29 protein-coding genes, 1 tRNA gene, 1 pseudogene, 1 riboswitch and 1 other annotated feature are annotated in these 25,078 nt (G+C 60.5%); of the genes and pseudogenes, 14 read left to right on the forward strand and 17 right to left on the reverse strand.

The window, feature by feature from the left end; translation table 11 throughout:
• Positions 1 to 29: 29 nt before the first annotated feature.
• From VDP79_RS11360 to hemA, 5 genes are all read right to left on the reverse strand, one after another.
• Positions 30 to 638, reverse strand: coding sequence for a UbiX family flavin prenyltransferase (locus VDP79_RS11360; RefSeq protein ID WP_323018312.1), 609 nt, complete (start codon positions 636 to 638; stop codon positions 30 to 32).
• Positions 635 to 976: a Grx4 family monothiol glutaredoxin gene (gene grxD, locus VDP79_RS11365; RefSeq protein ID WP_323018313.1), complete on the reverse strand. Its 342-nt coding sequence runs from the start codon at positions 974 to 976 to the stop codon at positions 635 to 637. Before grxD ends, VDP79_RS11360 begins: the two co-directional genes overlap by 4 nt.
• Positions 977 to 993: 17 nt before the next feature.
• Complete coding sequence (prmC, locus tag VDP79_RS11370) at positions 994 to 1,815, reverse strand: peptide chain release factor N(5)-glutamine methyltransferase (RefSeq protein ID WP_323018314.1); 822 nt, start codon at positions 1,813 to 1,815, stop codon at positions 994 to 996.
• A gap of 4 nt (positions 1,816 to 1,819) precedes the next feature.
• A complete protein-coding gene (gene prfA / locus VDP79_RS11375; RefSeq protein ID WP_323018315.1) occupies positions 1,820 to 2,899 on the reverse strand; it encodes a peptide chain release factor 1 in 1,080 nt (359 codons plus the stop codon).
• An 86-nt stretch (positions 2,900 to 2,985) separates the two neighbouring features.
• Entirely contained in the window at positions 2,986 to 4,266 is a 1,281-nt protein-coding gene (hemA, locus tag VDP79_RS11380; protein ID WP_323018316.1) for a glutamyl-tRNA reductase, read from the reverse strand.
• A 119-nt stretch (positions 4,267 to 4,385) separates the two neighbouring features.
• Between hemA and VDP79_RS11385 the strand changes: the two genes are divergently transcribed.
• The 3 genes and pseudogenes from VDP79_RS11385 (at position 4,386) to VDP79_RS11390 (ending at position 5,615) form a co-directional block, all read left to right on the forward strand.
• A tRNA-Phe gene (locus tag VDP79_RS11385) sits at positions 4,386 to 4,461 on the forward strand.
• A gap of 142 nt (positions 4,462 to 4,603) precedes the next feature.
• Positions 4,604 to 4,792 (forward strand): annotated as a pseudogene (locus VDP79_RS14985) (DUF6538 domain-containing protein); the annotation flags it as partial.
• Complete coding sequence (locus tag VDP79_RS11390; protein ID WP_323018317.1) at positions 4,782 to 5,615, forward strand: Bro-N domain-containing protein; 834 nt, start codon at positions 4,782 to 4,784, stop codon at positions 5,613 to 5,615. The pseudogene VDP79_RS14985 and the gene VDP79_RS11390, both read left to right, overlap by 11 nt.
• Before the next feature lie 85 nt (positions 5,616 to 5,700).
• On the opposite strand, the gene VDP79_RS11395 is transcribed toward VDP79_RS11390, so the two are convergent.
• The 4 genes from VDP79_RS11395 to VDP79_RS11410 form a co-directional block, all read right to left on the reverse strand.
• A complete protein-coding gene (locus tag VDP79_RS11395) occupies positions 5,701 to 6,804 on the reverse strand; it encodes an alkene reductase (RefSeq protein WP_323018318.1) in 1,104 nt (367 codons plus the stop codon).
• Positions 6,805 to 6,859: 55 nt separating this feature from the next.
• Entirely contained in the window at positions 6,860 to 7,444 is a 585-nt protein-coding gene (locus VDP79_RS11400) for a TetR/AcrR family transcriptional regulator (RefSeq protein WP_323018319.1), read from the reverse strand.
• Between the two features lie 286 nt (positions 7,445 to 7,730).
• Positions 7,731 to 8,030: a HigA family addiction module antitoxin gene (locus VDP79_RS11405; protein WP_323018320.1), complete on the reverse strand. Its 300-nt coding sequence runs from the start codon at positions 8,028 to 8,030 to the stop codon at positions 7,731 to 7,733.
• A gap of 9 nt (positions 8,031 to 8,039) precedes the next feature.
• Complete coding sequence (locus VDP79_RS11410; RefSeq protein ID WP_323018321.1) at positions 8,040 to 8,321, reverse strand: type II toxin-antitoxin system RelE/ParE family toxin; 282 nt, start codon at positions 8,319 to 8,321, stop codon at positions 8,040 to 8,042.
• A 342-nt stretch (positions 8,322 to 8,663) separates the two neighbouring features.
• Between VDP79_RS11410 and VDP79_RS11415 the strand changes: the two genes are divergently transcribed.
• The 3 genes from VDP79_RS11415 to VDP79_RS11425 all read left to right on the forward strand — a co-directional run bounded on the left by VDP79_RS11415 (position 8,664) and on the right by VDP79_RS11425 (position 11,750).
• Positions 8,664 to 9,404: a hypothetical protein gene (locus tag VDP79_RS11415; protein WP_323018322.1), complete on the forward strand. Its 741-nt coding sequence runs from the start codon at positions 8,664 to 8,666 to the stop codon at positions 9,402 to 9,404.
• A gap of 2 nt (positions 9,405 to 9,406) precedes the next feature.
• Positions 9,407 to 9,874 carry a hypothetical protein gene (locus VDP79_RS11420; protein ID WP_323018323.1) on the forward strand — a complete coding sequence of 156 codons (468 nt, stop codon included), beginning with the start codon at positions 9,407 to 9,409 and terminating at the stop codon, positions 9,872 to 9,874.
• 285 nt (positions 9,875 to 10,159) lie between these two features.
• Positions 10,160 to 10,212: a sequence feature (sul1 is cis-regulatory element that is thought to sense ions involved in sulfur or methionine metabolism; They are found in Alphaproteobacteria), on the forward strand.
• Between the two features lie 89 nt (positions 10,213 to 10,301).
• A complete protein-coding gene (locus VDP79_RS11425; RefSeq protein WP_323018324.1) occupies positions 10,302 to 11,750 on the forward strand; it encodes a SulP family inorganic anion transporter in 1,449 nt (482 codons plus the stop codon).
• Positions 11,751 to 11,789: 39 nt separating this feature from the next.
• Here the strand turns inward: VDP79_RS11425 and VDP79_RS11430 are convergent, their stop codons facing one another.
• The 4 genes from VDP79_RS11430 to queG form a co-directional block, all read right to left on the reverse strand.
• Positions 11,790 to 12,794 carry a glutathione S-transferase family protein gene (locus tag VDP79_RS11430; RefSeq protein WP_323018325.1) on the reverse strand — a complete coding sequence of 335 codons (1,005 nt, stop codon included), beginning with the start codon at positions 12,792 to 12,794 and terminating at the stop codon, positions 11,790 to 11,792.
• Complete coding sequence (locus tag VDP79_RS11435) at positions 12,692 to 13,021, reverse strand: hypothetical protein (protein ID WP_323018326.1); 330 nt, start codon at positions 13,019 to 13,021, stop codon at positions 12,692 to 12,694. Before VDP79_RS11435 ends, VDP79_RS11430 begins: the two co-directional genes overlap by 103 nt.
• A complete protein-coding gene (locus VDP79_RS11440; RefSeq protein ID WP_323018327.1) occupies positions 12,933 to 13,589 on the reverse strand; it encodes a DsbA family oxidoreductase in 657 nt (218 codons plus the stop codon). The genes VDP79_RS11435 and VDP79_RS11440 overlap by 89 nt, the downstream gene beginning before the upstream one ends.
• A 148-nt stretch (positions 13,590 to 13,737) precedes the next feature.
• Entirely contained in the window at positions 13,738 to 14,838 is a 1,101-nt protein-coding gene (gene queG / locus VDP79_RS11445; RefSeq protein ID WP_323018328.1) for a tRNA epoxyqueuosine(34) reductase QueG, read from the reverse strand.
• Between the two features lie 390 nt (positions 14,839 to 15,228).
• Between queG and VDP79_RS11450 the strand changes: the two genes are divergently transcribed.
• The 5 genes from VDP79_RS11450 to VDP79_RS11470 all read left to right on the forward strand — a co-directional run bounded on the left by VDP79_RS11450 (position 15,229) and on the right by VDP79_RS11470 (position 18,901).
• Positions 15,229 to 15,720: an isoprenylcysteine carboxylmethyltransferase family protein gene (locus VDP79_RS11450; protein ID WP_323018329.1), complete on the forward strand. Its 492-nt coding sequence runs from the start codon at positions 15,229 to 15,231 to the stop codon at positions 15,718 to 15,720.
• Positions 15,721 to 15,755: 35 nt separating this feature from the next.
• Positions 15,756 to 16,367, forward strand: coding sequence for a pseudouridine synthase (locus tag VDP79_RS11455; protein ID WP_416233103.1), 612 nt, complete (start codon positions 15,756 to 15,758; stop codon positions 16,365 to 16,367).
• The gene (gene arfB, locus VDP79_RS11460; protein ID WP_323018330.1) at positions 16,364 to 16,774 is read left to right on the forward strand and encodes an alternative ribosome rescue aminoacyl-tRNA hydrolase ArfB; all 411 of its coding nucleotides are present in this window, start codon (positions 16,364 to 16,366) and stop codon (positions 16,772 to 16,774) included. The genes VDP79_RS11455 and arfB overlap by 4 nt, the downstream gene beginning before the upstream one ends.
• Before the next feature lie 31 nt (positions 16,775 to 16,805).
• Positions 16,806 to 17,555 (forward strand): esterase, encoded by a 750-nt coding sequence (locus VDP79_RS11465; protein ID WP_323018331.1) that lies wholly within the window; start codon positions 16,806 to 16,808, stop codon positions 17,553 to 17,555.
• A gap of 125 nt (positions 17,556 to 17,680) precedes the next feature.
• Positions 17,681 to 18,901, forward strand: coding sequence for an aromatic amino acid transporter (locus tag VDP79_RS11470; protein ID WP_323018332.1), 1,221 nt, complete (start codon positions 17,681 to 17,683; stop codon positions 18,899 to 18,901).
• A gap of 22 nt (positions 18,902 to 18,923) precedes the next feature.
• Here VDP79_RS11470 and VDP79_RS11475 read toward each other — a convergent pair whose 3' ends face one another.
• Positions 18,924 to 19,259 (reverse strand): YnfA family protein, encoded by a 336-nt coding sequence (locus VDP79_RS11475; protein ID WP_323018942.1) that lies wholly within the window; start codon positions 19,257 to 19,259, stop codon positions 18,924 to 18,926.
• Between the two features lie 246 nt (positions 19,260 to 19,505).
• Between VDP79_RS11475 and VDP79_RS11480 the strand changes: the two genes are divergently transcribed.
• The 3 genes from VDP79_RS11480 to VDP79_RS11490 all read left to right on the forward strand — a co-directional run bounded on the left by VDP79_RS11480 (position 19,506) and on the right by VDP79_RS11490 (position 22,091).
• On the forward strand, positions 19,506 to 20,777 hold the full coding sequence (locus VDP79_RS11480) for an O-acetylhomoserine aminocarboxypropyltransferase/cysteine synthase family protein (protein WP_323018333.1): 1,272 nt from the start codon (positions 19,506 to 19,508) through the stop codon (positions 20,775 to 20,777).
• 69 nt (positions 20,778 to 20,846) lie between these two features.
• On the forward strand, positions 20,847 to 21,320 hold the full coding sequence (locus VDP79_RS11485; RefSeq protein WP_323018334.1) for a YbaK/EbsC family protein: 474 nt from the start codon (positions 20,847 to 20,849) through the stop codon (positions 21,318 to 21,320).
• An 11-nt stretch (positions 21,321 to 21,331) separates the two neighbouring features.
• Positions 21,332 to 21,509, forward strand: a riboswitch (yybP-ykoY riboswitch).
• Positions 21,510 to 22,091: a TMEM165/GDT1 family protein gene (locus VDP79_RS11490; RefSeq protein WP_323018943.1), complete on the forward strand. Its 582-nt coding sequence runs from the start codon at positions 21,510 to 21,512 to the stop codon at positions 22,089 to 22,091.
• 9 nt (positions 22,092 to 22,100) lie between these two features.
• On the opposite strand, the gene speG is transcribed toward VDP79_RS11490, so the two are convergent.
• From speG to VDP79_RS11505, 3 genes are all read right to left on the reverse strand, one after another.
• Entirely contained in the window at positions 22,101 to 22,664 is a 564-nt protein-coding gene (gene speG / locus VDP79_RS11495; RefSeq protein WP_323018335.1) for a spermidine N1-acetyltransferase, read from the reverse strand.
• 99 nt (positions 22,665 to 22,763) lie between these two features.
• The gene (locus VDP79_RS11500; RefSeq protein ID WP_323018336.1) at positions 22,764 to 23,372 is read right to left on the reverse strand and encodes a 2OG-Fe(II) oxygenase; all 609 of its coding nucleotides are present in this window, start codon (positions 23,370 to 23,372) and stop codon (positions 22,764 to 22,766) included.
• A gap of 16 nt (positions 23,373 to 23,388) precedes the next feature.
• Complete coding sequence (locus VDP79_RS11505) at positions 23,389 to 25,071, reverse strand: iron ABC transporter permease (protein WP_323018337.1); 1,683 nt, start codon at positions 25,069 to 25,071, stop codon at positions 23,389 to 23,391.
• Positions 25,072 to 25,078 lie beyond the last annotated feature (7 nt).

Here is a 25,078-nt window from a genome sequence, read left to right on the forward strand (position 1 = left end):
TGCGATATGGGAGGGGGGTGAACGGCCTGTCAGAGTGTATCCGAAGATTGCCGGTCAGACTCGCCCGGCGTATCCATGCCTTCCCAGCGAGGGCCGGGCACATGGATATCGAACAGATCCAGCACCCGGCAGACCGTATGATCGATCATTTCTTCCAAGCTGGCTGGCCGCATGTAAAAGGCAGGCAGCGGGGGGAAAATCACTCCGCCCATTTCTGTTACTGCAGTCATATTGCGCAAATGCGCCAGATTGAGGGGCGTCTCGCGCACCATCAGCACCAGACGGCGGCGTTCCTTCAGCGTGACATCCGCGGCGCGGGTAATCAAATTATCGGACAAGCCGTGCGCAACGGCCGCCAGCGTGCGCATGGAGCACGGCGCCACCACCATGCCGGCGGTGGCAAAGCTGCCGCTGGCCAGCGCAGCCCCCACGTCGCGGGGGCTGTAAACCTGATCGGCCAGCGCATGCACCGCTTGGCGATCCATGCCCAGTTCGTGGCGGATATTCAACACGCCAGAGGGTGAAATCACCAAATGGGTTTCAACATCCTGCGCACGGGCCAGCGCCAGCAGACGAATGGCGTACTGTGCGCCAGTCGCCCCGCTGATACCGATGACCAGCCGGCGCTTTGATGTCACTCGACGGCCCCGGCGTCCTTCATCAAGGTAGCCAGTTCGCCGCTGGCGTGCATTTCATTCATGATGTCAGTGCCGCCGACGAATTCGCCCTTGACGTAGAGCTGGGGAATGGTGGGCCAGTTGGCGTAGTCCTTGATGCCTTGGCGGACTTCGGCGTCTTCCAGGACATTGACGGTGACGAGCTTGGTCACGCCGACTTCCTTCAGAACCTGGATCGCCCGCCCGGAAAACCCGCACTGCGGAAACTGAGCCGTGCCCTTCATGAACAGGACGACCGGATGGCTGGTCACGGTTTCGCGGATGAAATTCTGGACTTCGGATTGCGCTGTTTCGCTCATGGTGATCTCTTTAAAAGTCAGGCCGGCAGGCGGCCCCAGGTGACGCGTTCGATGCCGGCCAGATCCCGCAGGCTGGCCACATCGGAAAACCCCGATGACTGGAACAAAGCACGCACGGCGGCGGCTTGATCCCAACCATGTTCTACACACAAGACCCCGCCAGACCGCAGATAGGCCGCCGCCCCCTGCGCAATACGATGCAGGTCGCTTAAGCCATCCGCCCCGTCGGTCAACGCCCCCTGCGGTTCGAAGCGCAGGTCGCCCTGGACCAGGTGAGTATCTTGTGAGTCGATGTAGGGAGGATTCGAAACGATCAAATCATATTGTTCCGAACCCAACTGACTATCGTACCAATTCCCGTGTGAAAACAATAGCTTTGCCCCCAAAGCGCGTGCGTTCATTTCCGCCACGGCCAGCGCCGCCAGGCTGCAATCGGTAGCTCGCACCCGGGCATCTGGCCGATCCAGAGCCATGGAAATCGCCACGATGCCGCTGCCGGTACCCAGATCCAGCACCTGGGGAGACGGCAGGCCGGCGATAGCCTGCAAGCCGCATTCCACCAGCAATTCGGTATCCGGCCGGGGAATCAAGACAGCGGGGCTGACATGAAAATTTCGTCCCCAGAATTCCCGATACCCCAGAATGTAGGCGATCGGTTCGCCCGCCAGCCGGCGCGCCTCCAGCGCCTGATAGGCGGCTGCCTGCCCGGCATCCGGCAGATCCGCATCATGGGTAATCAGCCAGGTGCGGGACACGCCCAGCACCTGCTGCCACAGCAGGCGTGACTCCAGATGCGGCAAAGGACTGTGCGCCAACCAGTCCCGCAATGAGCGCGCCATCCGTTCAGTCCAGCGCCAGGGCGGCCAACTGCTCGGCCTGGTGCTCGGCCAGCAAGGCGCTGGTGACTTCGTTCAAGTCACCATCCATGATCTGGGCCAGCTTGTAGAGCGTCAGATTGATACGATGATCGGTCATCCGCCCTTGCGGGAAATTGTAGGTGCGGATGCGTTCGGACCTGTCTCCCGTCCCCACCAGGCTTTTACGCTGGGCGGCTTCGCGGGCATGGACTTCCTGCTGCTGGCGATCTTTCAGCCGGGCGGCCAGCACCTGCATGGCTTTGTCTTTATTGCGATGCTGTGACCGGTCGTCCTGACATTCCACCACCAAACCAGTCGGCAGGTGCGTGATCCGCACGGCCGAATCAGTCTTGTTGATGTGCTGCCCGCCCGCCCCGCTGGCGCGAAACGTATCGATGCGCAAATCGTTCGCGTTGATCTGGATGTCCGACTGGGCATCGGCTTCCGGCATCACCGCCACCGTGCAGGCCGAGGTATGCACCCGCCCCTGGGATTCGGTTTCCGGCACACGCTGCACCCGGTGCGCTCCCGATTCGAACTTCAACCGGCCATACACCCCATTGCCTTCGATGTGTGCAATGACTTCCTTGTAACCGCCCAGTTCGGCTGCGCTTTCGGACATCAGCTCGACCCGCCAGCCGCGGACCTCGGCGTAACGCGCATACATGCGCAACAGATCCCCCGCGAACAAGGCGCTTTCATCGCCGCCCGTGCCAGCGCGGATTTCCAGAAAGACGCTGCGGTCATCGTCCGGATCCTTGGGCAGCAACAGAATCTGCAGATCAGCTTCCAGTTGATCGATCCGTTCACCCGCCCCCGCCAGCTCTTCTTCGGCCAGCGCCTTCATATCAGGGTCAGCCAGCATTTCGCGGGCAGTCGCCTGATCGGCGCAGACCTGCTCCCAGGACTCGAAGACGCGCACGACAGGTTCTAATTCCGCGCGCTCACGCGTCAATTTGCGGAAACGATCCATATCGTCGGCGCTATCCGGCTCGGCCAGCATGGCGTCAATCTCGACCAGACGGTGGCTGAGCTGTTCCAGGCGGCTGCGCATTGAGCTTTTCATGGAGGAAATTCCAGGGGATAAAAAAGAAGGGACGCGGCCCGGCGGATCAATCGCCGGATCGGAAGACAAGGAAACGAGAAAAGCAGCTACCGGCGGCGGCGAATGCCGACTTCGGGCAGCAAACGCGGCAGCAGCGCCAGCATCTGGTCGCGCTCTGCGCCCTCGCTGCGGTTAAGCGCCGCCAATGGCCCGTGCATGTATTTATGCGTCAGGCTGTAGGCCAGCTGTTCCAGCACGACTTGAGGATCGTCGCCGCGCGCCAGCAGGCGCCGGGCACGGTCCAGTTCGGCCTGGCGCAAGGCGTCGGCGCTGTGCTGGTAATCGATGATCGCCGGCACGATGGCCCGGTTGGACAGCCAATGCATGAAATGCTGGACACGGGCTTCGATGATGGCCTCGGCCTGGACCACGGCGGCACGCCGGGCATCGGTGCCGGACTGCACCATGCGGCCCAGATCATCGACCGTATACAGATAGACGTCGGCCAGACGGCCGATTTCCGGTTCGATGTCACGCGGCACGGCCAGATCAACCATCACCATGGGGCGATGGCGGCGCGTGCGCGCAGCCCTTTCCACCAGCCCCAGACCGAGGATGGGCAAGGATGAGGCCGTACAGGATACGACCACATCGAATTCAGCCAGATGATCCGGCAAGGCGGACAGTTTCAACGTGCGGGCATCGAACTGCGCGGCCAGCAGCTCCGCGCGTTCCAGCGTGCGATTGGCAACAGCCATCTGGCGGGGTTGCGCCGCCGAAAAATGGGTCGCACAGAGTTCGATCATTTCGCCCGCGCCGATGAACAGCACATTCGCAGCGGACAGATCCCCCAGCACGCGTTCGGCCAGCCGCACGGCGGCGGCCGCCATGGACACCGAATGGGCGCCGATGGCAGTCTGCGAGCGGACTTCTTTGGCAACGGAAAAAGTGCGTTGAAACAGCTGGTGCAGCAGCGTGCCCAAGGTGCCGGCCTGTTCGGCGGCGCGCACGGCATCTTTCATCTGCCCCAGGATCTGCGGTTCGCCCAGCACCATGGAATCCAGCCCGCTGGCCACGCGAAAGGCATGCCGCACAGCATCATTGCGCTGGTATTCGTACAGATGCGGCGTCAGCTGGCCGGCTTCCAGGCGGTTGAAATCCGCCAACCAGCCGGGCAGCGCCGTGCGCACGCCTGGATCGGCCGCACAGTAGATTTCCGTGCGATTACAGGTCGACAGAATCGCGGCCTCGCGCACCGACGAGCCAAACGTGGTCCGCAGGGCCGATAGCGCAGGCTTGAGCAATTCGATCGGGAACGACACGCGTTCGCGCACGGAAACGGGCGCGGATACATGGTTCAGGCCGAAGGTCAGGACGTCAACGGACATGCCGCAGCAAGATTTATGAATGGAGACTTCAGCATTATAGGTCGCGACGTCGATAGTGGGCTATTTTCCCGCCACGGCGTCTGCGCACGCTCAAAAATTCGTGTATGATTCGACGTCTTGGCCCGGTAGCTCAGTCGGTAGAGCAGAGGATTGAAAATCCTTGTGTCGGTGGTTCGATTCCGCCCCGGGCCACCAGTTGATCTAAATTATCGATTCAACTGGCATTTCTTCAAAGCTCATTCCCCTAAAAAACCTTCCATGTCCCTCATAGGCACACAGGACAGGTACACATGGGTACCATGGCAACCCCTCACAAAGACCCCGCCAGCGGCATTTATACCTACGCCGCCGCATTCCCAAAGCCATACAGCCGATCATCAAACGGGGCAGTGATTGGCAAGAATCCCTACGCACACGAGACTTTACAACCGCCTGTGAACGCTTCGCCGTGGCCTATGCAGAAAGCTGCCAAGCCATCAAGGCCGCACAGGCTGAACTTGCGGGGGTGAACACCCGTGACAGATAAGATCAAACTCTTTGACACCCAGCAGGTTCGAGCCGAATGGGATGCTGACCACGAAAAGTGGTGGTTCTCGGTGGTGGACATCATTGCCATCCTCACAGAAAGCGTGGATGCTGCCGCCTATTGGCGCAAGCTCAAGCAGCGCCTGAAAGCAGAAGGCAACCAAACCGTGACAGCCTGTCACGGTTTGAAGATGCAAGCTGCTGACGGCAAGCAACGCCTGACCGACGTCGCCGACACGGAACAAATCCTGCGCCTCATCCAGTCCATCCCCAGCAAGCGGGCCGAGCCTTTCAAGCTGTGGCTGGCCCAGGTGGGCAGTGAACGCCTGGATGAAACCGTTGACCCCGAGCAGTCTATAGACCGCGCCATCCAGAACTACCGCCGTCTTGGGTACAGCGAAAACTGGATCAACCAGCGCATCAAATCCATCGAGGTCCGCAAGGCCCTGACCGATGAATGGGACAAGGCAGGTGTGCAGCAAGGGCAAGAATATGCGGCACTGACCGATCTGATGAGCCGCGTCTGGAGCGGCCTGAGCACCCGTGAATACAAGCAGCACAAAGGGCTGAAAAAAGAAAATCTGCGTGACAACATGACCAACACTGAATTGGTGCTGAACATGCTGGCCGAAGTGGCTGCCACGGATATCTCGCTGGTGCGCAACCCCCAGGGCCTGGCTGAGAGCGCCACGGTGGCCGCCGAAGGCGCACAAACCGCCAAGGCTGCCCGCCTGCAGCTAGAGAAAAGCACCGGGCAGCCGGTCGTCAGCCGATTGAATGCAAAGGCACTGGGGACAGACAAAATCGGGCACAAAAAGAAATAAGCTGATTGCCCGGTTTTAGTAGTCGGCTACGTCCTCGCGCGTCACGTCGCCATCCCTTTTATGGAAAGCTCGCCTACAGCCTGACTTAGTAGGCGGCGTTGGGCCAATCGGTATAGCCTGTGGCGCCGCCGCCGTAGTAGGATTCGCGCGGTGCGACGGCCAATCCGATACCGCGTCGCAAGCGCTCGACCAGATCCGGGTTGGCGATGAAGGGTCGGCCAAAGGCCACCGCGTCAATCTTGCCTTGCGCGCGGCGTGCAATTGCCAGCTTAAGGTCATAACCGTTGTTGCCAATGTAGGCACCGTCAAACAATGCACGCAATGCATCCAGGTCCACACCATCGGGTAGCGCGCGCGTACCGCCAGTCGCCCCTTCCACAAAGTGCATGTAGGCCAGTTGGAATCGGTTCAGTTGCTTGATCAGGTAGCCATAGGTCGCCATCACATCGCTGTCGGGCGGCGTGTTGCCGGCATCGGGCGTCACCGGCGACAAGCGGATGCCGACCCGATCGCTGCCCCAGATGTTGACCACGGCTTCGGTCACCTCCAGCGTCAGGCGCGTACGGTTCTCGATAGAGCCGCCATACCGGTCGCTGCGCTGATTGGTTGAATCGCGGATAAATTGATCCAGCAGATAACTGTTCGCAGAATGAACTTCGACGCCATCGAACCCGGCGCGCTGGGCATTTTCAGCCGCCCGTCTGTACTGCTCGATGATGCCGGGGATTTCATCGGTCTCCAAGGCGCGTGGCATGGACACGGGCACAAAGCCTTCTGTTGTGTAGGTCTGGCCTTCGGCCTTGATCGCCGATGGCGCAACCGGCGCCCGGCCATCGGGCTGCAGCTGGCTGCTGGAAAAGCGGCCAACGTGCCAGAGCTGGTTGACGATCTTGCCGCCCGCGGCGTGCACTGCGTCGGTGACCATCTTCCAGCCCGCAACCTGCTCGTCGTTCCATAAACCAGGCGTGGCCGCATACCCACGCCCTTGCGCCGAAATATTGGTCGCCTCGGCGATAATCAGGCCGGCGCCCGCGCGTTGGGCATAATACGTGGCATGCAACTCGCCCGGAATGCCATCCTCGTCATAGCGGCTTCGGGTGAGCGGGGCCATGGCAATGCGGTTGCCCAGTTCGAGGGCGCCCATCGTAGTCGGCGAGAATAGATCCGTTTGAATGTTGTCATCTGTCATGGATTTTTCCAATATAATTGACCAGTCGTCTATTAAATAAGTAAAAAAACACTGCTCAAGAAAGCAGGCGCTTCGTGTTGATCAGAGCCGTATCGAAAGGCGCGTGATCTTTGTTCAACTTGGCCAGCAAGGATGCCCCCAGCCACAGTTGGTACAGCGATTGGGCCAGCATAGGCGCCGGGGTTTCAACCGGGATCGAACCGTCGAGTTGCCCTTGACCGATGCATTGAGCGATGCGTTCGATGATGGCATCGGTTCCCGTTTTCAGCACCACGCGCATGTCTTCGGATAGATCGCACACTTCCGGCCCCAGCTTGACCACCAGGCACTTCTCATTGGGCAGGTCCGACCCCTCGGTGTGCGCCCAATGGCGGAAATAACGCGTCAGCCGTTCGACAGCGGTACCCTCCGCAGTGATGAGCATTGTGTCCACCGTGGACAGGTACTCGGAAAAATACTCCCCCAGCAACGCCTGCCCGAACGCTTCCTTCGATTTGAAGTAGTAGTAAAAGGAGCCCTTGGGCACGCCGGCTGACGCCACCACCTCGGTCAGGCCGACGGCGGTATAGCCTTTGTGGGTCATCAGGGATCTAGCGACATCCAGGATGTGCTGACGCATTTCTTGCGCTGGTTTCTTCATGAATAAGGATCTGAGTCTTAACCCAGGTGGTCTTGGCCACCGGCTCAAGAATTCGTGAGCCGTCGCACAGGACGCGATCTTCCTGGATCAAGACCGACTGCCCCTCAATCGTGTAAGTGATATCGAGCTGATTGCGCACCTCGGGTCTGGGCCTACGACTTTCAACGAAGCCGCCGACCACACGCTTTATATGCGCCATTTCCAGTTCATTAAACGCCACCTCTGCCCCTTAACCCTATCTGTCGCCGGACCAACGTTCGCGAGCAGGGCAAATGCCTCTCCTCGTCTACGCATGCATATGCTGCTGCGCTGCCGTCACATCCAGCACATGCCCGGAATGCTCTGCCTGCCATAAATCATAATCGGCTTGCATCTGCAGCCACATGATGGCTGTCGGGGCGGGAATCCACTTTGCCAATCGCAAGGCAAGCTCCGGCGTCACGCCAGAGCGCCCGTTGATGAACCGGGAAAACTGTACACGCGACACGCCCAGCTGCGTGGCAGCCTCGGTCACGGTGAGACCCAATGCGGGTAGCACGTCTTCTTTAAGCAGGCTGCCCGGGTGCGGGGGATTGTGCATCTGCATCGTGTGCTCCTAGTGATAATCCTGGTAATCGACCAAAATGGCATCCTGCCCATCAAAGGCAAAGCTTAGCCGCCAGTTGCCATTGACCCAGACGGACCAGTGTCCTCGTAGATCCAAGCCTTTCAGTGGATGCAGCCGCCAACCTGGTACATCCATGTCCTCTGGCCTGGTAGCGCGATTCAACGCCATCAGCTGGCGCTGCAAGCGAGAAGCATGAGCGGCCTGAATCTTCGCCTTCGACCCCGTCTCGAAGAACAGCTGGATGCCTTTGTGCCGAAAGCTTTTGATCATGCTGTATTGTATCTTGTAAAGACACACGACGCAATATCGGCTCTGTCCTTTACCCGGCAGTTCTAACCATGCCTACTTCGCATGGAGAACGCGTTGTAAACCAGGGGCCGACTGCACCACCACTGAATCATCAGTGGACTCAAAAGCTTGTCAGATTTCTGGCAGGCTTTTTTTTTCGTCCTATGTCCTGCGGCTGTCAACCAAGTGCCAATCGCGCTAATGGGTTCAGCTTCTTGGCTTCTTCGGTTCTACCCCATTAACGGAGGCTGCCAGGCCATGGACTGGGTGAAAAGTGAGTGACGATATACTGTTTTCGTCGAAAAGGTGGTAGAGGGCGGTAGTATGGCTGCAATCCAATCCCGCTGGGGGCGCTGGCTGGTCCAGTGCCTGTCCTGTCTGTCCCTTCTGTCTGCGCTGGTCTGGCTGGCCGCGATGGCCTTGATGTTGTACGACGCCAACACCTATCTCTCGAAAATATCCGCCCAGCCCACCCCGTCGCTGGATGATCTGATTCTGTCCGGCCATGTCGAATTGGCCGGGCCGGTGCGGCAGGGGACGGACGGCATTGCCGCCCCCTTTGGCTGGGTGCTTGGCCGAACGCCGTGCGCGCAAGTGCTGGCGCAGGTGCCGGACAGCAGTCAGAATGCCTCTGTCGCTGTCATCCTCGTGGGCGCTCAGGGTGTGGCTGCATTGGGCGTGCCGGGCCTGCTCGGCCTATCTGTCGGCTGTAACGCGGATGACGTCGTGGATCGCGTCTCGATGCGGTTTTACAAGGACCGTGATGAACAGGTCCGCATGCGGGCTATGGCGCGGGAATTAAGCGCACGCTATCGTGTCGTCCAGGCGCCGTCCCCGGCCCGCCAGCCCAATGGGAAGAATCGGTTTGCCGCCTGGCGGGCGGACAACGCCATCATCGACCTGAACTATCACATCATGGACCGCAATTTCCGGCTGGAATACGCGGACCCCTGCATCCGGGTACGTATCGACCAACGGCTGCAGCATGATCGGGGCGAAACCCTTGAAGAATCCAAGGCTGCAGACGCCGCGTATGCCGCCTGCCTGCGTTCACCAGGAAATTAAAGATGACAGCCGCCCCGCAACCCGCCGCCCCGCTTGCCGCGCCCCGGATGTCCCGGCATGTCGTCCATGGCCTGATCCGCCATTGGCTGCTGCGGCACGCGCCCATCGACTGGCTGATGCTGACCAAGGTCTGGTGGATATTCTGGATCATGGGTTTTTTGCTGAGCTGGCTGTTCGTCTGGGGGCCGCTCGGGGGCTACTTGGACCCGGACGGGGGCATGGCCGGTGTCTGGCTGTTTTCGATCATGACGACGGCGGCGTGGCTGGTGCTGGGCGGGCTGTTCATCTGCCGAGCGCTGTGCAGGTGGCAGGCGGTGCCCGATGCGCTGTTGCAGGCGCTGTTGGCGGCGGCACCCGATGATGTCCCCGAGGCGGATCGCACCCGGCTGCGGCAATTGATCCAGCAGCAGGGGCCGATCGCCTATCGGACCCTGTTTGCGTGGTGCGGCAAGCGATTTACCTCGGTGTAAAAACGGCTTTTTGCGGGACGGCATCCAAAGGCGTACGAACGACCACGATCTTGAGCGTCTCGATGACTTTCTTGCGTCGGACAATCGCTGTTTTCCGCTACGCATGCGCATGATGCTGCGCCGCTTTCACGTCAGGAGACTGCCTGGGTGAAGTCGCTTTAACTGACGGGACCAGGCTGTAAGCTGCAGTCTAGTCCTGATTTTTTTGAAAGCTCCGGCTCTCGAGGTACAATCCGGTCCTCGGTATCCGCAATGGATATCGGCTGATCGTACATCACGATTTTCACTGGACCCGGCTTGCCGGGTGGCTCGACCGGGCGCCTATCCCTCGGACAATCCCAAGCGAATCAGGCTCGCTCCGAGACCGACTTACTCACTGACTGCTGGTGCAACGCCCCTCGCTTGCTAGCTTTAGCTTAGCCAATTCATGTCTTTTTTCTCCTCGTTTCACCGCGAATGGTGGTTCAGTCCGCGCGCCGATATGCTCGCCGGCATCCTGGTCGCGCTGGCTCTTATCCCGGAGGCGATCGGTTTCTCCATCATCGCCGGCGTAGACCCGAGCGTGGGACTCTATGCATCCTTCTCCATCGCTGTCATCATTTCCTTGGTCGGCGGACGACCGGGAATGATTTCCGCGGCCACCGCTGCGGTTGCCGTACTCGTTGTGCCCTTGGTTCGCGATCATGGGGTCGATTACCTTTTTGCCGCAACGATGCTGATGGGCCTGCTGCAAGTGGCGGCGGGTTTCTTAAGGCTCGATCTTCTGATGCAGTACGTGTCCAGGTCAGTGGTCACGGGTTTTGTAAACGCATTGGCCATTCTGATATTCATTGCCCAACTGCCACAACTGACTCATGTCACATGGGTGACGTATGCCATGGTCGCCGCGGGTCTAGCCATCATCTACCTTGTGCCACGGCTTACCAAGGCGATACCTTCGCCTCTGATTGCCATCGTTGTGCTCACCATGGTTGCCATCTATGGCAATCTGAACGTGCACACGGTGGGTGACATGGGCGACCTGCCCTCCGCGCTGCCGTCATTCTTCATCCCAAACGTGCCCTTTACATTGGAAACGCTGCGTATCGTTTTTCCTTTTTCACTGGCCATGGCGGCGGTAGGCCTTCTGGAATCCATGATGACCGCTCAGATCGTCGATGATCTGACTGACACGCCCAGCGATAAGCGTCGCGAATGCAAAGGCCAGGGAATTGCCAATTTCCTTACCGGGTTTCTAGGCGGCATGGGCGGCTGCGCCATGATCGGGCAATCCGTCATCAATGTTAAGTCCGGCGGATACACGCGCTTATCGACGTTCGTGGCCGGTACGTTTCTTCTTTTCCTGATTGTCGCCCTTGGACCATTGGTTTCACGCATCCCGATGCCGGCGCTGGTTGCGGTGATGATCATGGTGTCGATTGGCACCTTCAGCTGGGGGTCCATCAAGAATCTCCGCTCTCATCCCTGGCAGTCGTCGGTGGTGATGCTCGTGACGGTTGTCGTCGTGGTCTGGACGCATGACTTGGCCCAGGGCGTGCTGGCCGGCGTGGTGCTGAGCGGACTGTTCTTCGCCAGCAAGGTAAGGCAGCTCTTTACGGTCCGTTCCGAGCTCTCGCCGGATGGCAAGACACGCACCTATTTTTATTCTGGGCAAGTATTTTTCGCCTCTGCCGAACGATTTGCGGAGTCGATTGATTTCAAGGAGGTGGTCGACAAGGTGGTGATTGATGTTTCCCACGCACACGTCTGGGATATATCGGCCGTAGGCATTCTGGATAAGACCATCATCAAACTGCGGCGAGAAGGTGCTGCCGTGGAGATAGTCGGACTCAACGAAGCGAGCGCCGCCATGGTCAGACGGTTCGCCACGACCTGAGCGGCGCGATTGGTCTAGGCGTCGAAATTTGGCGCCATTTCAGATGCCCCGAACGACTCTTTGACCGAACCGTTCCCGATCATGCGGCGTGGAAAGATCCTGCTGCGGGCCTACGGAAATGATACCGTGCGGGTTGATCGTCGGATGGCTGCGAAAATAGTGGTGGCGAATGTGATCCATGTACACCGTTTGTGCGACACCCGGCATCTGGTAGATATCGCGCAAGAGGCCTGAAAGGTTTGGATAGTCGGCGATGCGCTTGCGGTCGCACTTGAAGTGCGTGACATACACCGCATCAAAGCGCACAAGCGTGGTCCACAGGCGCAGATCTGCTTCAGTCAGCACATTGCCCAGAAGATAGCGGCTCTTGCCCAGCCGGTGCTCTAAGTCCTCGAGAGTATCGAAGAGCGCCGTCACGGCCTCGTCGTAGGCTGCCTGGCTGGTAGCGAACCCTGCCCGATACACACCGTTGTTCACGCGCGGATAAATGATGTCGTTGACGGCATCAATGCCGGCACGCAGATCGGCTGGATAGTAATCGCCGGGAGCCACGCCCTCGCCATCGAAGGCGACACCGAGCATACGCATGATTTCGGAGGACTCATTATTGACGATGGTCTCGCGCTCTCTGTCCCAGAGCGTGGGCACCGTCACGCGACCCGTGTAGTGGGGATCGGCTTTCTGATAGAGCTGGTAGAGCCTGTCGCAGTGGTAGAGCCGATCACCCGTGGCCCCTCCAAAATCGGTCCCAAACTCCCAACCGTTTTCCAGCATCAGGGGGTGAACCACCGAAATGCCTATATGCTCTTCCAACCCCTTCCAGGCACGCATCACAAGCGTGCGGTGCGCCCACGGGCACGCATAGGACACGTACAAGTGATAACGGCCTGCTTGCGCCTTGAACCCACCTTCGCCAGTCGGACCTGCGCTGCCGTCCCTGGTCACCCAGTTGCGGTATTGGCTGGCCTTGCGCTCGAAGCGCCCGCCCGTGCTTTTGGTGTCGTACCACTGGTCCTGCCACTTTCCGTCGACCAATAATCCCATGAAACCACCTTTTTAAGTTCAAGCCCGCCAATGGCAGGCGTCGCCTCGGCAGACCATTCATGTGCGCAATGCGGACAAATATAGTGTTCGCCATCCTGATAGGTATCCTGGGCGGCGCATTCAGGGCAATTCGGGAAATCAGGCATCGTGCACGGCGCCAGCCACCTGACGCAGGGCGCGCTCGAAGAACTCGGGCGCCTGGCCGCCCTGAATGAGATGCTGATCATTCAAGATGATGGACGGGACGGAAGTGATGCCTTGCTGTGCGTAGAAATGCTCACGCGCGCGCACGTCCGCCGCATATTTGTCGGAATCCAGAATCTCGCGTGCTTGCTCGGTATCCAGACCCGACTCGTGGCACAAGCGGATCAGCACGTCATGCGCGCTGGGGTTTTCACCATCCGTGAAGTACGCCTTCAAGAGCGCATGCTTCAGCACCAACTGACGCCCATGGAGGCCGGCCCAATGCAAAAGCCGATGCGCATCGAAAGTGTTGTACGTGTGCGTGCGCTTGTCCATATGAAACGTGAAGCCGACCTCAAGGCCGCGCGCGGTGATGAGCTCGCCGTTGTGCCGCACCTGCTCAGGCGTCATCCCATACTTACGCGACAAGCGTTCTACGGTGTCCTGCCCCTCGGGCGGCATGTCCGGGTTCAATTCGAAGGGCTGGAAATGAATCTGCGCCTCGACCTCGCCATCAAGCCTGGCCAAGGCGCTTTCCAGCGAAGCAAGCCCCACTGCGCACCACGGACAAGACACATCAGAAACGAAATCGATCTTGATCCGGGCAGTCATACGCGGCTCCTGTAAAAGCAAATGGCAGCGCCCCCATTCTATCCGACGGCTACATCCAACACGGGTATCCGTCCGAGCGGTGTTAGCGAATGGAGCAGCGCAGGCCACGGATGAATACTCAACACGCAGCAGGATGCGAATGCAGCGTTTACTGCGCCAGCGCCCAGGCGACATGTTCACGCACCAGGGCGCTTTCATGATCGGCGCGGCTTAGCAAGGCAGCACGCAATTCCCGGGCCTGCGCCGCGTCGGCCTGACGCAGCGCATTGCCCAGCGCCACAGCGATATTGCGCAGCCAGCGCTCGTGATTGATGCGCCGGACCGGCCCGCCCTCGGTATATTTTAGAAAGGTGGCTTCGTCCCAGGCGAACAGTTCTACCAGCCGGTGACCGACCAGCGGTGAGCGCTCGTCAAAATCCGGCAGTTCGGTCGTTTGCGCATATTTGTTCCAAGGGCAGATCGTCTGGCAATCATCGCAGCCATAGATATGGTTGCCCATCAGCGGTCGCAATTCCTCGGGGATGGGGCCGTGATTTTCGATGGTGAGATAGGAAATACAGCGGCGCGCATCGACCACGCCCGGCGCGACGATGGCGCCCGTAGGACAGACGTCGATACAGGCGGTACAGGTGCCGCAATGCGCGCTGACCGGATCGGTGGGCTCGAGCGGAAAATCCACAAAGATCTCGCCCAGAAAGAACATCGACCCTGCATCACGCGAGAGCACCATGGAATGCTTGCCCCGCCAACCTTGTCCGCTGCGGCTGGCCAGTTCCTTTTCCAGCACCGGCGCTGAATCTGAAAAAACACGATAGCCAAAGGGACCGACCAGCGTCTCGATGCGGCCACATAATTTTTGCAGCCGCGAGCGCACCACCTTGTGATAATCACGCCCCCGCGCATACAGCGACACCACGCCCTCGCCCGGTTCGTTCAGCCGCGACAGTTCGCGCGCTTGCCAGCCGGGCGCTGTGCCGCGCGGCAGATAGGGCATGCGCGCCGTGATCACGCTGATCGTGCCGGGGACCAGTTCCGCCGGGCGCGCACGCTTGAGGCCGTGGCGCTCCATGTAATGCAGGTCACCGTGATACCCCAGGGCCAGCCACTGCAGCAACTGCGGTTCCGCCGAAGACAGATCCACCCCCGAGACGCCGACTTGGGAAAACCCCAGTTCGTGCGCCCAGGCCCGTATCTGATGGATCCATTGGCTGCTGCCGGTGCTGGTCGATAAGGAGGTTGAGGAGGGCATCTTGCAAGTCTAGTCGTTTTCGGTGGATTCAGAGGCCGCCCGCCACGCATCAACCAACGGCACGCCGGAGAGGGCCATTGCACAGCCGCACGAGTACCTGTTGTACAGTGAGCACTGGAAGACAAAGGACCTGCAAAGACCGCGACACCTCGCTTGAATGTACGCTATATAGCTCAGTGAACCGCCACACCCGCCCCCCGATCGCCTGCAATCAGTGCGCGCATTTCCACATTACCTTTGACCCGCACTTTCCATACGGCTGCCACGCAATGGGTTTCAAGAGCCGCCGCCTGCCTGAACACGAGGTCCGGGCGGCCACCGGCCACGCCTGCCTGAGTTTTACCCCAAAAGAACCTCGGCAACGAACACCCTGATCCATAGGCTTTCACGATGCCTGACCGCCAGATGAACACCGCATATATGAAACGACTTGAACTCCTCATTCCGCCGCCCCTGGTCATGCTGATCCTCGGGGCGATCATGTGGCTGCTGCCTGCGATATTCCCAGCCCTGACCCTGACATGGCTCCAGCGCGCTGCAGTTGGAGCGCTCATCAGCCTGTTGGGTTTGATCATCAGCCTGGCGGGCATTGCCACATTCAGGCATGCCAACACCACGATCGACCCGAAACGCCCTGCGGACGCCGCCTCGCTGGTCAGTTCGGGAATATACCGCTACAGCCGAAATCCTATGTATCTGGGCGTACTGCTCGTCCTGATCGGCTGGGCTGTGTATTTGGGCAACATGCTCTCGGTACTTGCTGCGCTCGCCTTTATCCCCTTCATCACGCGCTTCCAGATCATGCCCGAAGAACGTCTGTTGACAGACAAATTCCCGTCGGAATTCCCGGCCTATATGCGCACAGTCCGCCGGTGGCTATAAAACGCCCCCATGGATACCACCCCGAATTACCGCCCATGACCGCCGGAAACCCGCCGCGCCGCCACCGTTCCGGCCAAATGCGCCGCGTGACCAAAGCGCCGCCCGAACAATCCCGCCTGCTCGTGCTGAACAAGCCTTTTGGCGTCTTGACGCAATTCAGCGACGACCAAGGGCGCGCGACACTGAAAGATTTCGTCGATGTCCCTGGCGTCTATCCGGCGGGACGTTTGGACCGCGATAGCGAAGGCCTGCTGCTGCTGACCAATGACGGCCGTCTGCAAGCCCGCATTGCAGACCCCCGATACAAAATGGCGAAGACCTACTGGGTGCAGGTCGAAGGCGAACCAGCTGACGTCCAATTGCAGCGCCTGCGCACCCGCGTGGACCTGAAAGACGGCCCCACCCTGCCTGCCCAGGCCCGCATCCTGGCGGAACCGCCACTCTGGCCGCGCGATCCCCCGGTGCGGTTTCGCCAAAGCATCCCGACTGCCTGGCTGGAAATCACCATCCACGAGGGCCGCAATCGCCAGGTGCGACGCATGACGGCCGCCGTCGGTTTGCCGACCTTGCGCCTGGTCCGTATCAGCATCGGTCCCTGGGCGCTGGACGATCTGCAACCCGGCGCATGGCGCGAAGTCAACCTATGACGCAACACCGCCACCTGATCCAGGAACACGAAGTTGAATTCATTGCCATCCGCGCACAAGGCGCCGGCGGGCAGAATGTCAACAAGGTATCCAGCGCCGTCCACCTGCGCTTTGACATCCAGGCGTCTTCGCTGCCCGAGCCCATCCGCGAACGCCTGATGAATCGGCGCGACCATCGCATTACCGCCGCAGGCGTGATCGTGATCAAAGCGCAATCCAGCCGCAGTCAGCCGCAGAATCGGCTGGAAGCCCTGGCGCGCCTGCAGGACATCATTGACCAGGCCAGCGCGACCCCTACGATCCGGCGCCCCACCCGTCCGACGCAGGGTTCCAGGCGCCGCCGCCAGCAGGCCAAGACCGAACACAGCGCCACCAAGCAACTCCGCGCCAAGGTCACGGGGTACTGAGTTCTGGGAACCGTTTTTGATGGAGCTTCACATGCACGATCTGCCCAGCCAGCGGCCCGACCCGCTGTGCATTCTTCCTGCCGGCGATACGCCGGCCCAGCTCTTCGTCGTGCTGCACGGCGAGTCTGCCGAGCCAGGCCAGATGCTGGATGCCGTGGCGGCCATCCGCCAGGCGTTTCCGCAGGCAGTGATCATCCAGCCTTACGGACCGTTTGGGGCGCAGGCTGATCGGCGCTGGATCGCAGATGCCGCCCCGGATGCGCGGGCCTACGTCGAACTGATCGCGAACGCGGGAGCGGCCATCGCCAAGGAAATCACCGCCTGGCAGGAGCAGTACGGTCTAAGCGGCGAGCAAACCGCGCTGGTCGGGTTCTCGGAAGGCGCCGCGGTAGTGCTGGAAGCCGTATGTTCCGCCGCCGGCTTGGCGGGCCGCGCCCTGTTGTTCTGCACACGCTTTGCCGCGCTTCCAGAAACCGCGCCGCATACCGCCACCCTGCATCTGCTGCATGGTGCAGGCGATACCGTGGCGCCGGTGGGACAGGCCCGTCAGGTTCACGCACAGCTGGCGGAACTGCAGGGCGATGTGACACTGGACATTGCCTCGGGCGTCGGTCACGATCTGCACGCGGCGCTGATCCGTCAGGCGATCATCCGGCTGCAGACCTGCATCCCCTTGCACCGTTGGGAAAGCATGCAAGGCGCCCCTGATCTGCGCATTGACGAATACAGCGCCGACGATACGCAAGGTGACGGACACTCCGGCCCGGGAACGCTGCACTGACGCCCCACCAAGCCAGCATCACACAGACGACCTTGCCGCAGGCCGCGTACATCCCAGCGCATATGGATTACATTAGCGACACTTTCCCCAGGGCCAAAGAAAGCGCCGCAGCAAAGGAGACACACATGGCTCAATCACCCTCTATTTTCGGAGGCGCTTGCATCGTCGCCGGCGTCTGCGTCGGCGCTGGCATTCTGGCCCTGCCCAGCGCCGGGGCCGGGGCCTGGACCGGCTGGTCGATCCTGGTCATCCTCTTGACGATGATCGTCATGACAGCGTCCGGCTGGATGCTGCTGGAAACTTTCCGGCCCTTTCCCAATATACGGGCTTCATTCCATTCAGTGACCAAAGAACTGCTGGGTCCGGTCGCCAGCACGATCAACAACCTCGCCGTCTATTTCGTCGGCGCCATTTTGCTGTATGCCTACACCACCACAGCAGGCCAGATCTTGCAGGGCATGCTGGGTCTGCACAGCAAAGCGGCCGCAACGCTGTACGTCATTTTCTTTGGCGCTTTCGTGTGGTGGTCCACGCGCCTGGTTGATCGCATCTCTACCCTGCTAGTCATCCTGATGGTGAGCACATTCGGTTTCAGCATCTATGGGCTGGTAACCCATATCGATCTGGCCCTGTTGCTCAACCAAGGCGAGCTGGGCGGGTCCTATGCCAAATACGCACTGATGCTGGTGCCGGTGGCGGTGACCTCGTTCGGCTACCATCACTCGGTCGCCTCGATGCGCATCTACTATCGTGACGAGCGCCGCGCCGGCTACGCCATCCTGGGAGGCACCGGTATCGCCGCCGTCTTTTATGTCATCTGGCTGCTAGGCGTGTTCGGCAATGTGCCGCGCACAGAATTCGGCCCGATCATGGCGGCCGGCGGCGAAGTCGATACCCTGCTGAGTGCGATTGGCGGCACTGCCTCGTCACCGCTCGTGCACACGATGCTCACGGCCTTTTCCATGGCCGCGATCCTGTCTTCTTTCATCGGCGTGGGCCTGGGCCTGTTCGACTACATGGCCGATCTGCTGGGCATCGAAGACAGCCGCATGGGCCGCTTCAAGACATCGCTGGTCACGTTCCTGCCCCCCTTGCTGGGATCACTGCTGGTGCCTTTCGGCTTTGTCTTTGCAATCAGCTATGCCGGCGCGGTCGCCACCATCTGGACCTGCATCATCCCCGGCCTGCTGGTGATCAAAAGCCGGCGCATCCATGCGAACCACCATGCAGGATTCACATGCCCAGGCGGCAATGCATTAGCCTGGGCCGTGATCATTTTCGGCGTGCTGGCGGCGATTTTCCACCTGCTGAACATGGCAAGCCTGTTGCCGGTATACACCTTGTAAACAAGCGGGTAGCCGCGCAGCGTCACGCGCCCGCCGTCGGCTGCAGGGCGATGATGGCCATGCCCAGCAGCGCGACACCCGCCCCCGCCAGATCCCAGCGTGTCAGCGTCATGCCGTCGACGACGCGCAGCCACACCAACGCCACCGCAATATACATTCCGCCATAGGCTGCATACGTGCGGCCTGCGGCGCTGGGGTGCAGGGTCAACAGCCAGGCGAACAGGCCCAATGACAGCGCCGCAGGTATCAGCAGCCAAACCGGCCTGCCCTGTTTGAGAACCAGCCACGGCAAGTAGCAGCCGACGATTTCAGCGACTGCCGTGATGGCGAACAGAGCAGCAATTTTCAAGAATTCCAGCTTGAGTCTCCTAGGTCGCGACGATAAAAAACACCCAGCGGCTCGCCGTTCATGACTGATCCGCACATCATAATCCGCAGGCAGGCTCCAGCCATCCGATATCCTGTCCATATGCCAAAGCGCCATCGCTGCGGCATAGGCGTTGGCGAGCCGCCAGCACAACGTAGTAAACCCTCATCTACTTATAACTCCAGGCAATTAAAAACCGTGACAAAATGCCTGAATCCCACTGACCCAGGAGACACCATGCAACGCGATACCATCGCCATCCACGGCGGTTTTGCCGGCGACCCCCAGACGCACTCCGTCGCCGTGCCGATCTATCAGACCACCAGCTATTACTTCGACGACACGCAGCATGGCGCCGATCTGTTCGACCTGAAGGTAGCGGGTAACATCTACACCCGGATTCAGAACCCCACCACCGATGTCCTGGAAAACCGCGTTGCTCAACTGGAAGGCGGGGCGGCGGGCCTGGCCTTTGCGTCCGGCATGGCAGCCATCACCGCCTGCGTGCTGACCGTGGCCAAGGCAGGCGACAACATCATCGCCACCAGCCAGGTCTATGGCGGCACGTATACCTTTCTGCGCCACACGCTGAAAGACCTGGGCATCGAAGCCCGCCTGGTCGATGGCCGCGACCCCGACGCCTTTGCCCGCGCGATCGATGATCGCACCCGCCTGGTGTACTGCGAGTCGGTCGGCAACCCGGCCGGCAACGTCGTGGACATCGCCGCCCTGGCCGACATCGCCCATGCCAAGGGCATTCCCCTGGCCGTGGACAATACCGTGCCCACGCCGGCCCTGTGCCGCCCCATCGAACACGGCGCCGACATCGTCATCCACGCGCTGACCAAATATCTGGGCGGCCACGGCAACAGCATCGGCGGCATCCTGATCGACGCGGGACGTTTCCCCTGGAAGGACAATCCACGCTTTCCGCAATTCAACCAACCCGAACCCGCCTACCATGGGGTGGTATACGCGGATGATTTCGCCGCCGTGCCGTTTGCCGGGCGCGCGCGCACTGTAGCCCTGCGCAATACAGGCGGGGCGATTTCGCCGTTCAATGCCTTTCTGATCCTGCAGGGCATCGAAACCCTGGGCCTGCGCATGGAACGCCATTGTCAGAACGCCCTGGCTCTGGCGCAGCACCTGCAGCAACACCCCAAGGTCAATTGGGTCAATTTCGCCGGCTTGAAAGACAACCGGGACTACGCCCTGGCGCAAAAATACATCGATGGCGGCATTCCTTCGTCGCTGTTCAGCTTTGGCGTCAAAGGCGGGATCGAGGCCTGCACCCGGTTCATGGACCAGTTGCAGCTCGTCAAGCGCCTGGTGAACATCGGCGACGCCAAAAGTCTGGCCTGCCACCCCGCCACTACCACTCACCGCCAACTGACGGACGAGGAACTGAAGGCGGCAGGTGTCAGCACCGACCTGGTCCGCCTGTGCGTGGGTATCGAGCACATCGACGATCTGATCGCCGACGTGGATCAGGCGCTGGCCGCAGCCTGACGCCGTTGATCGGCAGGGCCTGGGTCTGCACAGTAGACTAAGGCCCTGCCCGATGACACACACTGCCCCATGAGCCTTACCTCTGTTCGCCAATTTTTCCTGCAACACGCCCCCGATCTCGACATCCTGGAGCTGGGACAAAGCACGGCCACCGTGGCGCTGGCCGCCCAGGCGCACGGGGTGGCTCCAGGCCAGATCGCCAAGACCCTGTCCATGCGCGTCGGCCAGGACGTCATCCTGATCGTGGCCTGCGGCGACACCCGGTTGGACAATCAGAAACTGAAGCAGGCCCTGGGCGGCCGCCCGAAGATGCTGGCAGCCGCCGAGGTCGCCGCCCTGACGGGACATCCCGTCGGCGGCGTCTGCCCCTTCGGCCTGATCCAGCCGCTGCCGGTGTACTGCGACGTGCGGCTGCGGGACTACGACATCGTCATGCCTGCAGCCGGGTCCCTGGACAGCGCCGTGCGCATTACCCCCCAGCGCCTGGCGGCGCTGACCGATGCCCGCTGGGTGGATGTCTGCCAGGCGCCATCACGCGCCTAAGCTGCTACAATCGCGCCGTCATTGGGGAGTAGCCGCTCTTTGATCCAAAGAGGCTGACGTCAACACACTTGACCCACCGGTCATGGCGTCAGCGGTTGTCATACTTGGCAAGACCTTTGACCACTTTGCATCCATCCTGGCCGGAGATGCATCGTGGTCAATCGTTTCTTGTCCGGCCTGGGAACCATCATGGAAGCCTTGTTCGTTTCGACCGGCATCGTCGCCCTTGCGGAAATCGGTGACAAGACGCAGCTGTTAGCCTTCATCCTCGCCGCCCGCTTCAAAAAACCCCTACCTATTATTCTGGGCATCCTGGTCGCCACCCTGATCAACCACGGGCTGGCCGGCGCGCTGGGCGCCTGGATCATGGCAGCCGTCAATCCCGACATCCTGCGCTGGGTGCTGGGATTTTCCTTCATCGGCATGGCCGCCTGGACCCTGATTCCCGACAAGATCGAGGAAGACGATACCCAGGTCGCCAAGCGTTTCGGTATCTTCGGCGCGACACTGATCACGTTCTTTCTGGCGGAAATGGGGGACAAGACCCAGGTCGCCACCGTCGCCATGGCTGCCCACTACGGCACCCCGATCCTGGTCATCATCGGCACCACGCTGGGTATGCTGATCGCCGATGTCCCTGCCGTCTTTGTAGGCGACAAATTCGCCGCCAGGATCCCGATGAAATTAGTGCACTCGATCGCCGCTGCGGTGTTCGCAATACTGGGTGTCGCCACGCTGCTGGGAGCGGGATCGATGCTGTCGGGCGTATAAGCGCCGTCGTCAATAAGCGGCGTTTTCCGTTTGCGGCGGCGATTTGGGCCGATGCAGTTTCAGATGATCCTGCTGAAACAGCCGCATCCGGATGACGCTGCGGTATTCGCCATTGACGAAAAATTCGTCTTTCAGTTCGCCTTCGGCCAGGAATCCCAGCTTTTCGTAGATGTGAATCGCCTTTTTGTTGTCCTTATCGACGATCAAGTAGATTTTGTACAGGTTCAGAACCTTAAAGCCGTATTCCAGCGCTAGCCGGGTGGCTCTCGCCGCCAAGCCCTTGCCCTGGTATTCGGGGGCGATGATGATCTGAAATTCGGCGCGGCGGTGCACATGATCGATTTCCACCAGTTCGACCAGCCCCGTTCTTTCTCCCTCGCATTCGATGATGAAACGCCGTTCGCTTTGGTCGTGAACGTGTTGGTCATACAGGGATTGCAGCTCGGTAAAAGTCGCGTAGGGTTCTTCGAACCAATAGCGCATCACGCTGGCGTTATTGTCCAGATGATGGACAAACTGCAGATCGACACGCTCCAGCGGCCGAAGCTTTATTTTCAAGGTGGATGACGTCATCAGGATAGATCCAGCGTGTTGGCCAAGTGCGCAGCATGCCGCCCTTGGCGTGAATATCACTGACACACCCTACCAGGGAATGGCTGGCTGCGCACGCATTCAAACGATGTCATCCGTGCGCAGCCAGCCGGTCAGGCTCCAGCGCGTCGCACGGGCCGGCAGGACTTCGTGCGGCATAACGCCGCTGACGAACACCGCCAGCCGGGCGCCCAACGGCGCAAAGCGTTGAATTTCCACCTCGGGCTGATAGGGATCGTACAAGCAAAGCTCACCACCGTTGCTGGCATCCCAGCTCTCGTTCAGATACAGCACGATCGAGACTTTTCGGTGGTCGCTGCCACGATGCTGATCGATATGTTTCTTGTATCCGGCGCCCGAATCGTAGCGGGCAAAGTGGAATTCCTGGCTGCGCAGACCCATGTCGTAGCGCTCGTTGAGCACCTGCCGGAACTGCGCCATCCAGGCGAAAAACGGATGGTCCGCCAGGTCGGAACCGGGTGGCACCCAACAGATGGCATCCCCGCGAACCGAGGGCTGACGGGTGTCGTGGGCGCTGCGGCCAATCTCACCGCCGGAAAATTGCCCGGATTCCCACAACAGCCGGGCCTGCGCCAACAGCGCTGCCTGCCAGGCAACGGGGATGGCTTCATCCGTGATCGCCCAGCCCTGCTGGTTCAACAAACGGATGATGTCGTCATAGTCATTCATGATACTTGTCACTCGCCTACACGGCTCCGGCCCCTCTGAACCGTCGCCCGGCATAGGCGGCCAGCAGAACCAAGCCGGTGGAAATCAGGATCATCACGATGCCCAGGGCGGATAGCTTGCCCCACAGGCCATCGTCGGCAAAGTTCAGGATCTGCACGGCCAGGACTTCGCTGCCGGGGCGCGACAACACGACCGACACCGTCAGCTCGCGCACAAACATGGTCGCCATCAGAATCCACGCAGAGACGATGCCTGGCACCAGCAGCGGCACGATCACACGGCGGAATGTGGTCAAAGGCCCGGCGCCGCACACCAGGGAGGACTCCTCCAGGTGCGCATGCACCTGCACAAAGGCGCTGGCCAGCGGCCGGACCCCGTACGGCAGATAGGTGGCGATGTAGGCCAGCAGCAAGGCCGTCAGCGTGGCATACAAGGGGGTTTGCACGAAAAACCACATGAAGCCGATACCGATCACGATCCCCGGAAAGGAAAACGACAGGAAGCTCAGGGATTCCAAGAGGCCGGCGGCGCGGGTGCGGATCTTGACGACGACGTAGGCGATGAACAATGACAACATCACCCCCAGCGTGGCGCCGACGACCGCCAGGAACAGGCTGTTGCGCAAGGCCAGCAAAGACACCGGATCCTGCAGGACTTCGATCCAATGGTTCCAGCTCATGGCGGCAAAGGCCTGGGCGCTGGGCACCATGGAATACGGCACCAGCGAGGTATACAACAGCACGGCAACGGGCAGCACCACCATCAGCAGACACAGCAGGCTGATGAGCACGAACAACGGCGCGCGCGCCTTTTTGAGTTCGATCACCGATGGCCGGTAGCCCCGTCCCGAGATCGTCACAAATTTATCGCCCGATGCCGTCAGCGCGCGATACAGCACGATCAGGCCGATGGACACCGACAGCACGCTCATGCCCAGTGCTGCCGCCTGGCCGTAATCCGGCGCGAAGCCGGTGGAGATCATTTCGTACAGATAGGTGGCCAGCACATCGACCCGCCCCGGCATGCCCAGCACCCTGGGCACGGCATACGAAGCCAGGCTACGCACGACGCCCAGCACGAACGCCGCCAAGATGGCTGGCCGCAAGACGGGCAACGTCACCCGCCACAAGGTGCGCCAGACGCCGGCGCCGCCCACCCGCGAGGCTTCTTCCAGCGCGCCATCGAACGAGGCCATGGCCGGCGCGATGATCAGGTAGGCGATGGGCATGTTCAACAGCCCTTCGACCAGAATCATGCCTTCCAGGGTATAGATGTTGAAGGGGGCGCCGGACAGGCCCAGGACATCCTGCAAAAACAGGTTCAGCAACCCATTGGACGGATTCAGCAACAGGGCCCAGCTGACCGAGAACAACAGGTGCGGGATCATCATCGGCACAATCGACAGCACCGTGAACAGCGGCTTGCACGGGATATTGGTGCGCGTATTCAGGTAAGCCAGGATCAAGGCCAGCAATGTCGCCACCACGGTGGAGCCGATGACGAAGATGACCGTATTGCTGAAAACCTCCAGCAGATATGGATCCGTGTAGGCCGCTACATATTTGGCTGTCGTGAACTGCCCGAACGCCGTCAGCCCATGGGAAAAGCTGCCCAGCAGCAGCATCAGGACAGGGCACAGCGTCAGGAAGCCGACGATGACGATCAGGGACCAGGTCAGGCCGGAACGTTGTTGATTCATCGGCCCG

Origin of the sequence: Castellaniella sp. (assembly GCF_034675905.1) — a bacterium.
Classification (GTDB): Bacteria; Pseudomonadota; Gammaproteobacteria; order Burkholderiales; family Burkholderiaceae_B; genus Castellaniella.

Coding starts and splice junctions, on each gene's coding strand:
- VDP79_RS11430 (WP_323018325.1), bottom strand. CDS start 12,794: ATGGGATTATTGGTCGACGGAAAGTGGCAGGACCAGTGGTACGACACC.
- VDP79_RS11455 (WP_416233103.1), top strand. CDS start 15,756: ATGACCGCCGGAAACCCGCCGCGCCGCCACCGTTCCGGCCAAATGCGC.
- VDP79_RS11420 (WP_323018323.1), top strand. CDS start 9,407: ATGACAGCCGCCCCGCAACCCGCCGCCCCGCTTGCCGCGCCCCGGATG.
- VDP79_RS11500 (WP_323018336.1), bottom strand. CDS start 23,372: ATGAATGACTATGACGACATCATCCGTTTGTTGAACCAGCAGGGCTGG.
- VDP79_RS11440 (WP_323018327.1), bottom strand. CDS start 13,589: ATGACTGCCCGGATCAAGATCGATTTCGTTTCTGATGTGTCTTGTCCG.
- hemA (WP_323018316.1), bottom strand. CDS start 4,266: ATGTCCGTTGACGTCCTGACCTTCGGCCTGAACCATGTATCCGCGCCC.
- VDP79_RS11405 (WP_323018320.1), bottom strand. CDS start 8,030: ATGCAGATGCACAATCCCCCGCACCCGGGCAGCCTGCTTAAAGAAGAC.
- queG (WP_323018328.1), bottom strand. CDS start 14,838: ATGCCCTCCTCAACCTCCTTATCGACCAGCACCGGCAGCAGCCAATGG.
- VDP79_RS11395 (WP_323018318.1), bottom strand. CDS start 6,804: ATGACAGATGACAACATTCAAACGGATCTATTCTCGCCGACTACGATG.
- VDP79_RS11505 (WP_323018337.1), bottom strand. CDS start 25,071: ATGAATCAACAACGTTCCGGCCTGACCTGGTCCCTGATCGTCATCGTC.
- grxD (WP_323018313.1), bottom strand. CDS start 976: ATGAGCGAAACAGCGCAATCCGAAGTCCAGAATTTCATCCGCGAAACC.
- prmC (WP_323018314.1), bottom strand. CDS start 1,815: ATGGCGCGCTCATTGCGGGACTGGTTGGCGCACAGTCCTTTGCCGCAT.
- VDP79_RS11450 (WP_323018329.1), top strand. CDS start 15,229: ATGCCTGACCGCCAGATGAACACCGCATATATGAAACGACTTGAACTC.
- VDP79_RS11470 (WP_323018332.1), top strand. CDS start 17,681: ATGGCTCAATCACCCTCTATTTTCGGAGGCGCTTGCATCGTCGCCGGC.
- VDP79_RS11480 (WP_323018333.1), top strand. CDS start 19,506: ATGCAACGCGATACCATCGCCATCCACGGCGGTTTTGCCGGCGACCCC.
- VDP79_RS11485 (WP_323018334.1), top strand. CDS start 20,847: ATGAGCCTTACCTCTGTTCGCCAATTTTTCCTGCAACACGCCCCCGAT.
- arfB (WP_323018330.1), top strand. CDS start 16,364: ATGACGCAACACCGCCACCTGATCCAGGAACACGAAGTTGAATTCATT.
- VDP79_RS11425 (WP_323018324.1), top strand. CDS start 10,302: ATGTCTTTTTTCTCCTCGTTTCACCGCGAATGGTGGTTCAGTCCGCGC.
- VDP79_RS11400 (WP_323018319.1), bottom strand. CDS start 7,444: ATGAAGAAACCAGCGCAAGAAATGCGTCAGCACATCCTGGATGTCGCT.
- prfA (WP_323018315.1), bottom strand. CDS start 2,899: ATGAAAAGCTCAATGCGCAGCCGCCTGGAACAGCTCAGCCACCGTCTG.
- VDP79_RS11410 (WP_323018321.1), bottom strand. CDS start 8,321: ATGATCAAAAGCTTTCGGCACAAAGGCATCCAGCTGTTCTTCGAGACG.
- VDP79_RS11465 (WP_323018331.1), top strand. CDS start 16,806: ATGCACGATCTGCCCAGCCAGCGGCCCGACCCGCTGTGCATTCTTCCT.
- VDP79_RS11490 (WP_323018943.1), top strand. CDS start 21,510: ATGGAAGCCTTGTTCGTTTCGACCGGCATCGTCGCCCTTGCGGAAATC.
- VDP79_RS11435 (WP_323018326.1), bottom strand. CDS start 13,021: ATGATCAGCATCTCATTCAGGGCGGCCAGGCGCCCGAGTTCTTCGAGC.
- VDP79_RS11415 (WP_323018322.1), top strand. CDS start 8,664: ATGGCTGCAATCCAATCCCGCTGGGGGCGCTGGCTGGTCCAGTGCCTG.
- speG (WP_323018335.1), bottom strand. CDS start 22,664: ATGACGTCATCCACCTTGAAAATAAAGCTTCGGCCGCTGGAGCGTGTC.